We start from the raw sequence: 15,675 nt of genomic DNA, 5'->3' as shown, positions 1-15,675 counted from the left end.
GAAGAAACATTGCTCTTTAAGGTAAAGGGACCTTACCAGTGTCTAAAGTTTCTATTTTTATTAACCTAAGTGCATGTTCAATTCGATCTAGGGCATCTTGTAATAGCTTACCTGTTTTACCTGCTGATGCAGGTCCAACAGCCTGCTTAACCAGCTTTAAATTATCTTCTATTGCTTCTTGTAGCACCTCTCTACAATTAAGCAGTTTTTCAGGAATTAAGCTATCTTTTAATTTTTCCTGCAGGAGCGCAATTTCGCTATATTTTGATTCAATTTCCTTTTCAATGCTCTCGCTTTCAGCAGAAGTATTGTCCCTAATGCGAATTTGGTACTTAAGCTTTTCTATTTCTTGTTGTAATTGATTAATTTTTGGAAATATCTCGTCAATCTCTGCCATTGCCTTTTCAATGACTACTTCTGCTTTCTTAATACAACCTATTTTTTTACTGTTTTCTACGGTGTCAAATATACGACGGACTGATGAGTGAGTGTTTTTCTCTAAATAGATTTTAAGCATCCTATCAATAACTTTTATTTCATGTACTGCAATGAGATGATTAAAATAAGTATTATTTTGAATGCCATCAATAGAACGTATTGGTCTTACTGCAAAGAAATGTTTACCTTCTTCTTCATGGTAGTCAGTATATTGCAATTGTGTTCCAGGGGCATACAATATTTCTAATTCCTCTTGCTTAAGTGATAGTGACGTCACATTTCTACCCATTGTATTAGATGCACTATTTTCCCGAAAAACTACAAAAATATTAGAATTTGTCTGGAAAAAACTATTATTTCTGCTGGTACTTAGGAAACCTCGTTCAACTAAAGCATTATTTACTTTTAGTGCTTCTAATCTTTCTTTTAAATAACTTGCATTAACAGGGGAGCGTTCCTTCCTATATGTTTTCCTTACGTAATCGGTTTGCTCTTCAATAATCTCTGATTCTCTAGAAAGGCCGTGGGCTGCTATGGCCGTGCTTAATAGTATTTTAGGGATAATTGTATTTTGTTGCTTTGCAGAGAGATTTTTTAATAGGTCTACTTGACCTTGCTTACGTAAAAATTGTTGAATAATATAATGAAATTCAGAAGAATAGGCTGTAATGGCAAGCCTTTCTCCATAGTGCAAGTGTGTCCACTCTCTTTTTTTATCCCACCTTTCATAATCTTCGCTAGTGGGTACTTTATCTAAATCCTCTAAATCGGTTGCAGTTTTGTTCCAGGGGTGCTTGCAAATGAAGCCTTCATAGGCTTTTAAATGCTCCGCCGAAAATGAAATATGTTCAAAATCAGGATTATGTAGTAAGATTTGAGTCACATTAAATAGCTTGCCATCAATAGTAATTTCTAATTCTTCTAAGGCATTATAAGAGCAGTTCATTGTTTTATAATCACCCAGTAAAGCATGTAATAATTCTTCAAGCATTAAAGTTGCGTTAGTTTTAACTCGTGGCCCTTGTGTTGGTGGTTGTGTTAGCTCAGTGTTTAAAATAGCAAAAAGAAAGTCGCCACTTGTTCTATTTATAAGCAGCTTATAGCCTTGCGGATGATCTTTTTTAGCAGTTAAAAAACAATCTTTTAACGATTTTTGGCCACTTGATTCTTCATATAAGGTTATTATTTCTTTTAAAAAGTCTCTTTGTGCCTCATCATCTTTGGGATCTTTACAAGCCCAGAGGGCTCTATTACTAGTAATATTTGCTTCAATCTGAGAAAGTAATTGCTTAAGTTCATAATATTCCCAAGGAAAATCAGCGTCTCTTTGTTGAGCACTAGACTGAACATCCTCTTTCGTATAATAAGAAGGAAAATCTTTTTTAAGATGGGCATCACATAATTTTAATCTTACACTAAATTGTTCTCTAGCAGTTTGACTAACTAAAGGACTTCTTTCGCAGAAGTCTACCATCTCTTTGAGAATCTCTCTTAAGGAATAAGCCTTATTTTTAAAAATAATTCTTGTATCTTGTTCAATGCAAGCTTCCAAATGAACTCTATCATAGAAAAGGTGAATAACTCTTCCATTAAGTAGAGCTTCTTCTGAAGTGAGAAATTTTTTTATGACATCCTCTAATGTTATAGCATTAATAGTAATATCATTAGGTGGTTTAATAGTATAAGGAATATTAAGAACATGACAGATAGCCTGAAAGCCTAAAAGAGCCTGTTCCCTTATTGCCTCAGATGTATACTCTGGAACAAAGAGTAATTTTTCACTTTTATGCTCTTTTTTGAGAAGTGCTATAGCATCGGCAATTGAGTTAAATAATTGCGATAGGGGGATTGTTCTACTTCTGCTAGGGTTTTTTTATTATCAATATTTATATTAAGGCTTGCTGCAGCCTGCTCAATATTTTTAATGATTTTAGCTGTGTTTTTTGTAAATTTTTTCTTTTGTTCTTGATAGTGCTGAATTCCATAATTTGGCTCATTGTTGGGCATTAACTTAATGGTTTCTAATCCTTCACTGAATCCATAAAATAAAACTGCAGCTAAACTTAAATAACCGGTGCTATTTCTAAGAATCCCGATAGAACTGGTTTGATCGAGTTTAGTTGTTTTGGCATGAATCGCAAATAGGGCTATAATGGTTTCCGGTGTTAATAAATCAGCTATCCTCTTATCAAGTAAGATCATGCGATTTAGTGCCGCGCTGCCATAAAAGTGCTGATCAAAATACTCATTATTACAAATCTTTTGAATTTTCTTTATATTTATTCTCGCTTGTGGCGTAACTGTAAAATCTTTCTCGCCTGAGGAAAATTTAAGCAGTATTTCCGTTAATAGTGAAGGTATGGTAGCTGGCATGACATTTCCTAAATCTTTAAAAACAAAGACTGTAAATAGTCAATGATAAGTATATTAATTATACATCATGTATATTATTTAAGACTTAAGTTTGCAATAAATTAAGCCTACGCGAATATGAAGCAAAGTAAAACGCTAATCCTATTATTTTAGTTTAAAATCCATACACTCTTTTACATCTAAGCTTAGATTGGTTTCTAAATTCTTTGCTAAACTAAAATTAAATGAATAAGTTTGGAGATAGCAATGAGGTTGCGTTTAAGCCAGATCCAAACACTTTTAGCTATTATGTTAGAAGTTGCTACTGAGAAAGGTAGAAAAAAGTTAAGTGCCTTACAATCTAAGTCAATAAGGGCGGTATATACTGTTGTTTTTAATCACCAAGATAAGCCCTTATTAAGAGATCTGCCGCAAGTAACTGTTAATGATTTTCAACATGAATTTCCTGAAAAAAAACAGGCAGAATATGCTTTACGCTTTCTAGTTATTACCGCGTTAATGGATGGTGAAATTAATCCTGAAAAAATAAAAATTGTTTTTGAGTATGCGAAAGCAGTAAATCTAAACCCACATTATCTCTTACAGCTTAAAAAAACATTAGATAATGATTTGCCTTGGCTAATTAAAGATATTAACCAAAAGAATTTAGAAAGCTTTGACATTTTTCCTAATCTAAAGGATGAAAAAGATATTGATAACTGGCTTTTTCCTTATCGAGGTGATAAACAAGATCCTGCATTAGTCAAGCGATATGAAGCGCTTTCCCAACTACCACCAAATAGTTTTGGTTATCATATTTGGCAGCAATTTAAGAGAAATAACTATAAATTTCCTGGTGAAGAAGAAGGCGCTAACTATGCATTTATAATGCCACACGATTCAATTCATGTGTTGAGTGGATACAATACTAGTCCTTATGGTGAGCTATTAGTTTCTGTATTTACCTCAACGATGTTAGATAAAAATCCTATTTCAGGACATGTGATTCCGGTTATTTATTCTTTTTATTTAGGTATTAAACTAAATGATCTTGCTGGCGCTGCACGAGTAACAATTGATCCTTATGAATTTTGGGAAGCTTGGTATCGCGGCTCACAAATGCAAGTTAATTTATTTGCCCATGGCTGGAGTCTTTGGGATGTTGCTGAGGTTCCCTTAGTAAAATTAAGGCAATTATATTGTGTTTTACCGACACGATATCGTGGCTTAGCCAATGCTAAAATATAATACGCTTTTATAAATAAGAATATCTTTCATTAAAGTAATATTCCCCCATGTTTTCAGTAAAAAAATCAGGCGTTTCATAATCCTGCATTATTGCTTTAGCTTTTTCTAGTAAAGCGTAATCTTTAAATTCCTTTAGTAACTTTATGTCCTTGTTGATATATTTTGGCCTATCAGCACCAACGATGACGGCACTAATATGAGAATCCTGGTAAAGGAAGGCAAGTGCTAAACTGGTTAGTTGATCATAATCCTGCTGGGTTAAGTCCAATAGGGCACGTACTTTTGGGCCATAAGGTAGATTAGGATCATTGATGTGTTGTTTAACATAGGGTGTTAATAAACCTGTACCTAGCCCGCCCCTTATAATTACGCCCATCCCTTTAGCATAAGCAGCATCAATATAAGGTTTATTGCGCTGATTAATTAAACTGTATTCCATTTCTATGACATCAAAAATATTCATATCAATCGCATATTGAGCAGGTTCTCCATTAACAGAGACACCGATAAAGCTTAACTTTCCCATATTTCTTAGATCTTGTAATGCTTTAACAGCTTCGCCTTTTTCTAAGACATCAATTGCTGTTTTATTATCTAGATGGAGTAGTACCACATCCAGTTTATCTATCTTTAATTTTTGTAAGCTCTCATGCACGTCATTAAAAATAGCTTCTCGGCTGAAATCATAATCAGCAGCAGGCTTGGCACAATAAATTTCGTCATAAGCTTTCTGTTCACAACGAGGATCATTGGCTTTAATATTATGCTCACCTGGTTTAGTGATTAAGAGGTAATCAAAAGTCTTACGTGGAATATAACGTCCAATTCGTTCTTCACTTAACCCATAAGAAGAAGCCGTATCTATGACATTCATACCCTTTTTTAGTGCCTGTTGTAAGACAGCTTCTGCTACCGATTCTGATGGATGTAAGCTTTCCTTGCCTGCAATGCCCCAGGCACGTCCTAGCTCAACGGTTCCTAATCCTATAAAAGAAACCGATCTATTTAATTTTTTAATATAGCGCTTGGGTAGCTCAGAAGGTCTGTTAGGTTCAGTCTTTTTCGAAAAAGAATAATTGCCTATAACAAGAAGTAGCAGGCCTAAGAGAGCGATTAAAAACTTCATTGTAATTTCCTATCCTAAATTAGTGCTTAAGCTAGGTAGTCGCTTTAAATTAAAGAAAAAGCAAAAACCCTCAGCAAGTTTCTGTATACATTTTGATAATTAAATTAGAAAAGCTAAGCTGCAATCAGCTTAGCTTGCATACTGCATGAATTCCATAAGAATTTAAAGTCTTACGGTTGATTAATAGATATTGCTTCTTGTTCAGTTTGATTTACTGATTTTATTCTTGATAACGCATTATTGCGTAACATCCTTATTTCAATTTCCATAGGAGTAGTAAAAAAGCTAACGCGATTTCCTGTTATTAATTTTGTAAGTGGCCTTAGGATGTAGTGATCAATAAAAGAAATTAATAAGTTATGTACGCTTGTACTTAACTTTTCAAGTCGGCCGTCATTTAAAGTATCGGCAATTTGAGTAGATAATTCACCAATTAATCTCCTGTTCTCGTTTCTATTTGACTCAAGTATTTTTTGAGTAGTTTCAATAGCTCTTTCTATATTTAATAAATTTCTTGTTCCTTTTGTACGAATTGCGTTATCTATAATAAGTTGATTAACATTCAGCTTTTCCTTTAAATACTTAAGTTCATTATCGAATGGCATGCCAATCTCAGTTAGAGTAGTAAATCTCGGATCAGCCTCTCCTATATCAATTTTTTCTTTCTCAATAGTTGCATAGATTGAATTTAATGTTTCAAGGTAATAGTTTATTTTCTCCTGTTCTTTTTGCAGCGTACTAGTAATAGAATCTAAATGTTGAATTCTTAAATTGATTTGACGTTCTACTTCTCGTTTCTGCGTTTCCTGTTCCCTTTTAAGATGTTCATTTATTTTTTTACCTAAATTAAAAACAGTCTCTATAATTTCTTTGTTTGTCTTTAATTTTTGTAATGATGCCTGATAGTCATGGCCACTATCTTGCCCATCATTTATGACGCTAGTAAAGGTATCATGTGCAACACTATACTCTGTAAGCGCTGTATGTAAGATTTGTTGTGTAGCACTCTGGCCTTTTAAAATAGCTTTTTGTAGCGCATCAGGAATAGAGTTTTTAGTCTCTTTAGCAAAAATGTTTTGTACCAAATAGTCCCTATGGTTAATAATAATTGCTACTACTTGTTGACTTGTGTACTTTTGATTATTGTATTCGATAGAGCCATCTTCTTGATAATTTATTTTAGGGTATTTTTCATTGAAATCTTTTTTAAAATTAGCAATGTAACCTTTTATACGAGTAATATTGTTATTAACTGTGTTTTCTGCCCCATTTTTACCTGAAAGCCGAAATATTTGTTGTAATTGATTGCTCGTTTGTTGAGTCGTATTTGCTTGGAAGTCAATTTCCATTAAGGCTTTAAAATAGTGCACCCAATAGAAGTTACAGAGGCGACTATGAGGATTAGAGCCGGCCATTTCTTCTATCAGACGCTGTCTTTTAGCGCAAAATTCCACATCGCTTGAGTAGCGCCTTAACTTTAGTTTTTCTTGCATTAATAATGAATGAACAGCTTGTATCGTTTCATTTATTGTTTGCAATTGCTTATCTAGTTCGCTTATACAACGTTCTCGCTCATTATTTAAATCATTAATTAAATTATTCGAGCTATTCCAAACAATACCGTCAAGAGGGGATAATTGCTCTAGCTGCAAAAATTTAGTTTTGTCAAGGTTTGATTGTTGGCTTAAAATTGTTTTAATAGCCTCTGTTAGTTCAGAAGAAGTGCCGGGTAAAAAGAAAGCTAGTCTAGCATCCCCTAAAAACTGATATCTTAATTTTAAATCTTGTTGTTTTTGATAAATTAATTTATCTTTTTGGGCAAGTGTTATCTTAGTTAAAATAACTTTACTTTGTTGTATTGTTACAAAGCGTTTGTTTTCTAATTCCTCTAATAGTTGGCCAAGCTTTGCATAAGCAGCTCGATCGATAGGATCGTTATTATTCTGGGAAGCAATTTGCTTGAATTGACTTACTAAACTACGAATATCGGTTAAGTACCTTTGTAATTGTTTATTATCGTTTTTAACTAATTGATCACCATTAGCTTGTATAAAATTGTCTATCTCATTAAAGGTTACTGTTACCTCTTCCTTAATCATGTCATAAATTTCTTTAAATGTTTTAATATTAGTTTTCCATTGTTTACTATCAACTTCCGCAGGAAGATTCTGGCTTTCATACTGCTTAAGCTCATTTTGCAGGGGAGAGAGGTGGCTAAGTTCCTTTTCAATTAGTTCATTTTGTTTTGTTAACAAATGGTTTAAAAAAGTAAAAGTACCAATATCATTAATTGTTTTAAAGTCATTAAGCTGTTTAATTAACCCAGCACATTTTTCAAAGTTGTCTTCAAGACGCTTAAAAATGGCATCGATTGCAGCAAAGCAATTTTTAGTCGCACCATTGAATAATATTTTTCTTTTCTCTTGCAAGGCGTCTTTTAACCTAAGAATTTTCTGATTTAATAATTCATATTGCTGCAATATTATGAAAGAGGTACTAAGAGTCTCAGCTGCTTGCGCATAGTTGTCTTTTCTATAATTAAATTGGTCTAAATAGCTTAGATCGGGTTGCGGCTGTAGTAGCTCTTTTAAATAATAATCATTTTGTACCAATATTAAAAACGCGTCAGTTGCTGTGGTAGTTAAACTAGCTGAACTAAATAGGCGCTGGATTAGAGAAGTGCCTAATTTTTTGGTGTTAGTCTCTTTTTCATCTAAAGTGGATAAAGTGCTAAGTGATTTAAAATCCTCATGTAAAGTTTGCCAGCTTTGTCGCAATTGCTCATGAGTAATTTTATTTATGTTTACCACTGTAGGATCTTGAATTGAAGCGATACGATGTTTTTTACTTTTTTCAGTTTTCTTTTTCATTAGTCACTCTACTTAATTAGATTAAGAATTGCTGCCGAGTATAATCAGTAAACCTTAAGTCCAGATTAACTAAATTAAGATCAGGGTGATTTATTTATGGTTTTTTTGATTTATTTAAGACTTAAATTGTTTTTAAGGTTTCTTTTGAAAGTGATACTGGGGATTAATTTTGCCAAATAGAAATATTATCATTCTTGGCTCACTATGTTTAATTTGATCTTAAAATAGTGGATTTTAAAAATTAATACTATTTAAAACTGGAATTTTTTAGTGTATAATTTACTCAAATTGTATAATATTTATGAGTATAATCCTTGCTAACCTTCATTCTAGAACAAGATCAGGACACGGAACTGTCTATTCGTTACATAATTATTAAAGAGTCTAATGTTACTGTTTATTATAAAGGATTCGATGAATTATTAATTATGATGGATGTAGCTGATGAACTTGAAAAGAATAGTAGATCATCTTTAACGTATGTGATCGATCATACAACTGAAGAAAGAGCTATTTATCATGAAGGAATTGATAAAGATTATAGTGATGATGGCCATTATCATTTTAGGAGAAAAGACAAACTAGTTCTCACCCTAAATGATATTCAGTTATTATTAGACATCTTGCATGACTACCTGCTCCTTACAAAGGAACAGCATAGAAGCTTATTAAAGCAAATTCAGGAGCCTGTAAAAAGCAATGGTATTTCCACGCGAGCCTTCCTTTTAAATGTAAGTTTTTTTGCTAATCTGCAATCGGAAGAATTAGAAAATGGAGATTATTTAGCTGAAACTCAACAAAGGGACCATGAAAATAATTATTAGGTCAAAAGCTAATTATAAGATGAGCCTCATGAAAGGATCTATAATAGAGTAAGCATTGTAATCATTTAGAGAAACGAGAGTACAATAATGCTAGACTATGCGATTGAGGCTGCTGTATTTAGACTACCTATTCCTTTTTTTAATTTTACGCATAATTTTTGGATGTTAAGAAACATCAATGAAAATAAAATTATCGCACAATTACATGGGCTTGCGACGTCAAGAAACAGCGGTAGAATTGTTCCTATAGGCTATCGACATGATCATAGTTTACGTGCGCATTGCTTTGTTTACGATGAAAATTTTGCTAAGCAATTTGGGTTGACAGTTAGTTCTTATAGATTACCTATTCATGCTTGCAATACTGTCTATACTAAAAAAGATTGTATTGATCGCTGGCTAAAAGCTATAAGGGCATTAGAAGCAATCAATAACTTAGATCTTAATTATCCGCGTGGAGGATTTTGTATCCCAACGTCAAAAACAATCAATAGTAATTCTTTGTATCATACTTTTGCCCAAGTGATGAATGTAAGTCTGTATAGTTTTGCGGGATTTTTGCAAGTTGGACTACAAACTTCTGTTTATGAGCAGATTAAAAAGAAGCTTTGATTCTGATAGATTCAGTATTGAATAAAGGCTGTACTAAAAAGCCAGCCTTACAATTTAAAAGAAATAACACATATATCTTATTTTAATAATAACCAACACTCTGTCATTAACTCTGTTTCAGCAACTTCATGATCAAAATTGTAATAGCAAAAAATACAAGGTAAATCAGCAAGCTCTTCTTCAGAGTTAGGTAACCAGTCGCGATATAAATAATAAATTGTTTTATCAATGTTATCACGCGAGCCCTTATGAATTGCTACAGCATAACGGCCTTTAGGTAAATATTTTTCTGTCACATTTCCTTCAATTTTTAAGTGTTTAGGCACGGTAATGCCTAGATCAAAGCGAAATTCATCACTAGGTGTTGTCTTAGGATCATCATAAGCAAAACCAAAAGCCTCACCTGGCTTAGGTTTTAAATTAATAGGTTGCGACTTTGCCCAGGCAATTAACTGATTTACACTTTCACCGATTCTTGCAGAATCACCCCTATGTTCTAAAACTGCTAAGCGCCGCTCATGCATCTCTTTTATAACTATATTCATTGCTTTATCTCGTTTAGGCAAACAATAAGGCAACTTTTCCCACACATGCCAGCTCGATTGTGACCTAAATAGACTAGGCGATTTACCACACGTCTGTTTAAAGGCTCGAGTAAAGGCTTCATGGGATTCAAAGCCTGCATTGATTGCAATATCAATAATTGATCTATCTTTTTCAACAATTAATTGGTGAGCTGCTCGTTTAAGCCGCAACCAGCGTATATATTGTTGTAAAGATAACCCTGTATAAGCGGTAAATAAGCGATGAAAATGAAATTTGGAAAAACAAGCAATCTCACTTAATTGGGTTAAAGTCAGCTTATCATCCAGGTGCTTACCAATAAATTCCGTGACTTTTTTCAATTGCTGCTCGTAATTCATCATAATCTCTGCTTCATACGTCTTACCTACATAAATAATGATATTGATTTTTTAGTATTAATGTTTGACTAATCTTGCTAATTAGAGAGAAATAGGCTTTAGAAGATATAAATTATTACGTTGCTCACCCTTAAACAGTGTTGGTAAATTTAAATATTATGTAAGGTAAATTCACCCAGCCAGGAAGACACCCGTATTGCTCCTACCTTTTTCGCAACAAAACACAAGAGCAAAAAAATCTCGAAGATATATATCATGATGTTCAGAGTCTTAAGCCAGAGGTCTAAGCTAGTATATTAAGGGAATTTCATTCAATAAGTTTTCTTTAAACTAGATGAACTAATTTTATTTATGCCAATATATTTTCCAGGATGACACTTTTCAGAATATTGATCAATAAAAATAGTTAAATAAAAGGCTTATTTTTATCTAAAATTAAATTTCTAATAAAATTATTTATACTTAAATAAATTAACCATCATAGATAAAATAAATTAACTTAAAAAATTTAAATAAATCAAATAAATAGAAATTTAAATTAAAAATAATTGCTATTTTTTCGTTTAAAATAAATTTTTTTTCCTTCATGTTCTCTTAATTTTTCTTTGTTAAAGTTGGTAAAATTTTAAGAAAAATAGAGTTAACATGAAAATATTTATAAAGAGTAAGGAAATAGTTCGCTATAATAAACAGCAAAATTTATTTGATGTTTTTGAAAGCCTGCTAATTAGTAATCATTCATTCCCCTTAACTAATAAGGAAGCTTTTTGGAATGATGTTGCAGTTATTATTTTACAGGATTTAGAAAAAAAAGGGATTAAAATTGCTAATCAAATTATTGATAAAATAAATTCAAGTGGTTCCTATAATAACTTAATTCTCAATTATATAATTGAGCAATTATATAGGCATCCAAATTACCATTTATTCTTAGAAAAACTAGCTTTGAAACTAAGTGATTCTAAAGAAAGAATGATTTCTTTAACAACTTTGCAAAATGCTGGAATTAGTAATCTGGAGAAACTAGAGAAAGTAGTTAAAGAATTCTTGCTTGAGCAAAAAAAATTAGCTAAGAGTTCTCCAAATTTAAGGAAAATTAGAGATGATGATGATTTCGAGCAGCTAATAGATTGCCTAGCTGTCAATCCTTTATATGAAAACTTTTTGCATGCATTTACTCGACAATTGGCTTATGAATTTAACAAATCTAAAGAAGAAAACGAGGCAGAAATTGTAGCGCCAGAAGTTATAACGTATGAATCCTTATTACAGTTTTTCCAATCTATAAGCACTGATATTACACTCAAACTCCCTGATGCCCAGCATTACAAAAAGCGCACGCTTTATGTAACGCTTAACGCTAGATATTTAGATTACACGATATTAAAAAATGATGGTGAATTAGTTCGAGACGTAATCCGTTTCAGTGAAATCAATGATCAAATTAATGAAGAGGTTACAGAGGAAGATCTAAAGCAATATTTGCCTAATATTCTTAAAATAACCGCGACAAGAGGACATACGAATCGATTAGCTTTAAATAATACAGTTTCATTGCGTGATAGAGCGATAGACTTTATTAACAAAGAGCTTAATCCTGACCTTCATGCAACGAATTTACCGTCAAGTTATTTTATAAAAAGCGAAGAAGCAAAGTTTATCTTGCATCAGTGGTTAGAAGGAAATTTACCGCAATTGACCCAACACTTAATTGCTGATAGTCACTTACGCTATATACAGCAATTAGACACGCTAACAGAGCAAGCTAAAAATCATATTGAGATGAATGGTTGGGTTAAAGATGAAATTGATGCTGTTAGAGATGTAATGAAAAAAGTTGTTTACCTTGTTGCATCTAAAGATAAACAAGATAATGAAAGAAATGACGAACTAGATAGGCAAATTCGACAGTTAGTTGTTCACTTAAAAAGCTTAAAAACGTTTTACGATAAAACACCTTTATTACTGCCTAATGAAAACTTCCCCAAAACAGAAGGAAATTTTAGTGAATTTGTAAAAAATATCATTCTTAATAAATCTAATGATAGGCTAATTGAGTATAATAGCCAGGATGGAGTTTGGCATTTAGAGTGGGATTCCTTAATAAACGCACTAGTTAAAGGTAACAATCTAGTTCAAATCCACAATCAAAAAACGTCTAAAAAAGAGTACTTAAAAGATAATACAGGTCAACCTATTCCAGCACTAACTATTTTTGGAGAAGAACTTAAAGTAAGTTTAGTAACTCGTCTAAGACATGAGTGTCTGCGCTACCATGAGCAAGCATTACAAGATTATCAAAAAGAACAATTGTCAATACAGCTTAGACAATCAGAAGCGGGCGATTTTGCTGATAAGTTAAGTATTCCTACTAAGCCTTTTAATTTACCTACCATTTCGTTAGAGGAAGCAAGGAGAGAGGCTTATCGATATTATAATATGCGACATATACTAACGCTTAAAAGTTATAAAGCTTGGACGAGTAAAGAAAAAAATTTGCAGCAAATTCATAATCGAATTTTACAACCAAATTTTATGGAAGGGATTTTGGATGAACAACTTAAATATGCACAAATTGCTCAAGAAGAATGGTTAACAGATGTATTAGTGCCCAGATTAACGACAGCCCTTTATTTAAATATTGCGGTAAGGTTAATTACAGATTATCGCGTTGAGATTGAAGATGTTAATAAAATAGCTAAACAGCTATGGCACGAAATATTACTTTCTAATGTTGCAGACCACTTAATTGCTGATTGGCAAGAAATGTCAACTAAAATGGCACCGCTATCCGAATCGCATTTTCATGAAGATTGTCTAGAAAAAGCAAGGCAACGGATGAGTCGAATTTATCCTGATGTCGCTGAAGATACCTTTGATTATGATTTTAAATTTAAATCTTGCTTGGAAATGGAAAAGAATAAAGTTCGCAAGCGATTGGTTAATCAGGTTACGGCAACCTTTTTGGATAAGTATTTAGAGCAATTTGCAAGTCAGGCTAACTTACAAAAGAAGCCTCAATTCCCAATTGGTGAAAATAAGGATTATGTTTTCATTGGTCCTGCAGCAAGCGGTAAGAGCACTATTTCCAATCAATATATTCAACAACATAAGCGACTAGATTATGTTTCTATGGCAACAGATGATTATCGTGGTATTTATCTGCCAGCTACAGATAATTTTGAGTGCCGGCAAACTGATCAAATGTTTATTCGCACCCAAGATAGCGCTTATTTAGTAAGTGAACTTGTCGAAGAAAGGATGAGTTCTTTGAAAAATAAAAGGCCCAATATCATTGTGGACGGGGTAACTTATAAACAATCTCATCGTAATTTGGTAGAGACTAATAACAATTCTTTTATCGTTTGTGCTTGTTTAGACGATGCATCAGAAGTAGTTAAACGATCCTATAATCGAGCTATCCGCGAGGACAGTAGTTCAGCGGACAAAGGACGTTACGTTAATACCACAAGCTTACTTCATATGCATAAAACAGCAAGTATGGGCTTAATAGCTTATTGCGCTCCAAATACAACAATCGCTTTTTATAACACCAATATTCGATATGATGAAGTACCGTCACTCATAGCCACTATCGATACTCATGGAGAAAAAACATTAACCATTCATGATGAAAGAGGCGCTCTTTTCCATTTGACTTCTTTCTTTAATAAAAAACGTCTAAATGTGAGTGCAAAAAATGATGGTAGTTTATTTATTTCAAAGCTACAAAAACCTGCCTTTCAAGTTGAATCTTTATTTGCTGTGTTAAATTATCAGTTTAAAATAGTCCTTAAAGACAAGGATGGTAATGCTTATCTAACGTTTAAGAAAAATGATATAGGAAATATTGAAATGACGATTCTCAATTCTGAATGGATTAGAGATAAGCTATCTTCCTTAAGTAGTGAAAAGGAACTTTTAAAGATGATGTTGCTTTATGGACAGTATGGCAGCTTAAAAGAAGTTCAAAAGCAATGCATAATTCATGAAGGTGCTAATAATTTAGTAGAAAATATTCTTAGTAAAGTTATACCTAATCAGGCGTTAGCAGTAGTAAATCAAATGGTATAAATTAACTTTGTATTTTAAGGGCAAAGGAGTGGACTTAAAATTTTAACTTGCCATTGAATAATTCTACAATTAAATTGTTGCTCAACTTTACGCTGCTTCTTTTATTTCTGTAATAGTTTAAGGAGTTTAATCCTCTGCAAGATTATATAATTAATATAGCTTCAGGTTAAATCTAGAAAGTATATGAGTAAGATTTCTGTAGAAGTAGTAGAGTATCAAGCTAATTGGCCGACGCTTTTTTCAGTAGAAGCAAGTCTAATTCAACAAGCCCTAGGCGCTAACTGTATTACTATTCACCACATTGGCTCTACCTCGGTTCCTTGCTTAAGTGCTAAGCCAATTATCGATATATTACCAGTTGTAAAAAATATCTCCTTAGTAGAAAAGGCTGTTTGTCAAATGGAAGAGCTAGGTTATTGCTACCGAGGCGAGTACGGTATTCCTTTTAGGCGTTACTTTCAAAAGGCTCAGGGTGATAAGCGCACTCATCATGTTCATATATTTGAATCTGGCAATTCAGAGATTGATAGGCATTTAAAATTTCGTGATTGGATGCGCGCCCATACTGACGATAGAGAGGCTTACGCCAAACTTAAGAAAGAACTGGCGTTAAAATACCCTAATGACATTATGAACTATTGTGAGGGTAAAGATGCTTTTATTACCCATATTGATAGTAAGACCGGATATACCGGCTTACGAATGGTTCAAGCGCAAATAGCGCGTGAATGGGAAGCAGTACGAAGCCTGCGTCAAAAAAATTTTTTTGATAAGGTTGCAAGGAAGGATCCTTATCAGTGGACTTTTAAAGATTCTTCTCATAAACATCTTATCTTATATAAAGGAACGATAATCATTGGTTATGCTCACATTCAATTATGGCCTGACAGTAGGGCTGCGCTTAGAATAATTGTCATTGATGAACCTTATCGTCATTTAAGCTTTGGTAGTGATTTTCTCAAATATTGTGAGAGATGGCTGGCTGAGCAGAATATAGAAAAAATTTTAGTCCAATCGTCTCCTGAAGCGTATCCATTTTATTGTAAAAATAATTACGTTAAGATGCCTTTTAATGATCCTGAAAATTATCCGAGTGACCTACAAGATATTGAAGTTGGAAAAATTCTAAAGCAGAGCTTAATTAATAAATAAAGTTAATGAAATTTTATGCCTCGTATTAAAAAGTATAAGGAAGAAGAAAGAATTTG

The 15,675-nt window shown here is 32.9% G+C and carries 10 protein-coding genes; 5 read left to right on the top strand and 5 right to left on the bottom strand.

Annotated elements, in window-relative coordinates:
• Nucleotides 1-16 precede the first annotated feature (16 nt).
• Nucleotides 17-1,990 carry a hypothetical protein gene (locus ACQUW5_RS09620; RefSeq protein WP_444991028.1) on the bottom strand — a complete coding sequence of 658 codons (1,974 nt, stop codon included), beginning with the start codon at nucleotides 1,988-1,990 and terminating at the stop codon, nucleotides 17-19.
• A gap of 254 nt (nucleotides 1,991-2,244) precedes the next feature.
• The gene (locus ACQUW5_RS09615) at nucleotides 2,245-2,811 is read right to left on the bottom strand and encodes a hypothetical protein (RefSeq protein ID WP_444991027.1); all 567 of its coding nucleotides are present in this window, start codon (nucleotides 2,809-2,811) and stop codon (nucleotides 2,245-2,247) included.
• Nucleotides 2,812-3,057: 246 nt separating this feature from the next.
• Here ACQUW5_RS09615 and ACQUW5_RS09610 point away from each other — a divergent pair, with 246 nt between their 5' ends.
• Nucleotides 3,058-4,038, top strand: coding sequence for a hypothetical protein (locus ACQUW5_RS09610; protein ID WP_444991026.1), 981 nt, complete (start codon nucleotides 3,058-3,060; stop codon nucleotides 4,036-4,038).
• Between the two features lie 7 nt (nucleotides 4,039-4,045).
• Here ACQUW5_RS09610 and ACQUW5_RS09605 read toward each other — a convergent pair whose 3' ends face one another.
• Nucleotides 4,046-5,164 (bottom strand): aldo/keto reductase, encoded by a 1,119-nt coding sequence (locus ACQUW5_RS09605; RefSeq protein WP_444991025.1) that lies wholly within the window; start codon nucleotides 5,162-5,164, stop codon nucleotides 4,046-4,048.
• Nucleotides 5,165-5,334: 170 nt separating this feature from the next.
• On the bottom strand, nucleotides 5,335-8,034 hold the full coding sequence (locus ACQUW5_RS09600; RefSeq protein ID WP_444991024.1) for a hypothetical protein: 2,700 nt from the start codon (nucleotides 8,032-8,034) through the stop codon (nucleotides 5,335-5,337).
• Between the two features lie 314 nt (nucleotides 8,035-8,348).
• On the opposite strand from ACQUW5_RS09600, the gene ACQUW5_RS09595 reads away from it, so the two are divergent.
• Nucleotides 8,349-8,858 (top strand): hypothetical protein, encoded by a 510-nt coding sequence (locus tag ACQUW5_RS09595; protein WP_444991023.1) that lies wholly within the window; start codon nucleotides 8,349-8,351, stop codon nucleotides 8,856-8,858.
• Between the two features lie 87 nt (nucleotides 8,859-8,945).
• On the top strand, nucleotides 8,946-9,470 hold the full coding sequence (locus ACQUW5_RS09590; protein ID WP_444991022.1) for a hypothetical protein: 525 nt from the start codon (nucleotides 8,946-8,948) through the stop codon (nucleotides 9,468-9,470).
• 77 nt (nucleotides 9,471-9,547) lie between these two features.
• Here ACQUW5_RS09590 and ACQUW5_RS09585 read toward each other — a convergent pair whose 3' ends face one another.
• The gene (locus ACQUW5_RS09585; protein WP_444991021.1) at nucleotides 9,548-10,396 is read right to left on the bottom strand and encodes an AraC family transcriptional regulator; all 849 of its coding nucleotides are present in this window, start codon (nucleotides 10,394-10,396) and stop codon (nucleotides 9,548-9,550) included.
• A 642-nt stretch (nucleotides 10,397-11,038) separates the two neighbouring features.
• On the opposite strand from ACQUW5_RS09585, the gene ACQUW5_RS09580 reads away from it, so the two are divergent.
• Together ACQUW5_RS09580 and ACQUW5_RS09575 are read left to right on the top strand one after the other, a co-directional pair.
• Nucleotides 11,039-14,467, top strand: coding sequence for a hypothetical protein (locus ACQUW5_RS09580; protein WP_444991020.1), 3,429 nt, complete (start codon nucleotides 11,039-11,041; stop codon nucleotides 14,465-14,467).
• A gap of 183 nt (nucleotides 14,468-14,650) precedes the next feature.
• Nucleotides 14,651-15,619 carry a GNAT family N-acetyltransferase gene (locus tag ACQUW5_RS09575; protein WP_444991019.1) on the top strand — a complete coding sequence of 323 codons (969 nt, stop codon included), beginning with the start codon at nucleotides 14,651-14,653 and terminating at the stop codon, nucleotides 15,617-15,619.
• The last annotated feature ends 56 nt before the right edge of the window (nucleotides 15,620-15,675 follow it).

Source organism: Legionella pelazae (assembly GCF_052527395.1).
Note: the sequence above shows the minus strand (reverse complement) of the source record. Positions and strands in the feature narration are given on the sequence as shown.

Bases quoted from the DNA above. Each gene is read 5' to 3' on its own strand.
- ACQUW5_RS09615 (WP_444991027.1), bottom strand. From the start codon at position 2,811: ATGCCAGCTACCATACCTTCACTATTAACGGAAATACTGCTTAAATTT.
- ACQUW5_RS09610 (WP_444991026.1), top strand. From the start codon at position 3,058: ATGAGGTTGCGTTTAAGCCAGATCCAAACACTTTTAGCTATTATGTTA.
- ACQUW5_RS09605 (WP_444991025.1), bottom strand. From the start codon at position 5,164: ATGAAGTTTTTAATCGCTCTCTTAGGCCTGCTACTTCTTGTTATAGGC.
- ACQUW5_RS09600 (WP_444991024.1), bottom strand. From the start codon at position 8,034: ATGAAAAAGAAAACTGAAAAAAGTAAAAAACATCGTATCGCTTCAATT.
- ACQUW5_RS09590 (WP_444991022.1), top strand. From the start codon at position 8,946: ATGCTAGACTATGCGATTGAGGCTGCTGTATTTAGACTACCTATTCCT.
- ACQUW5_RS09585 (WP_444991021.1), bottom strand. From the start codon at position 10,396: ATGATGAATTACGAGCAGCAATTGAAAAAAGTCACGGAATTTATTGGT.
- ACQUW5_RS09580 (WP_444991020.1), top strand. From the start codon at position 11,039: ATGAAAATATTTATAAAGAGTAAGGAAATAGTTCGCTATAATAAACAG.
- ACQUW5_RS09575 (WP_444991019.1), top strand. From the start codon at position 14,651: ATGAGTAAGATTTCTGTAGAAGTAGTAGAGTATCAAGCTAATTGGCCG.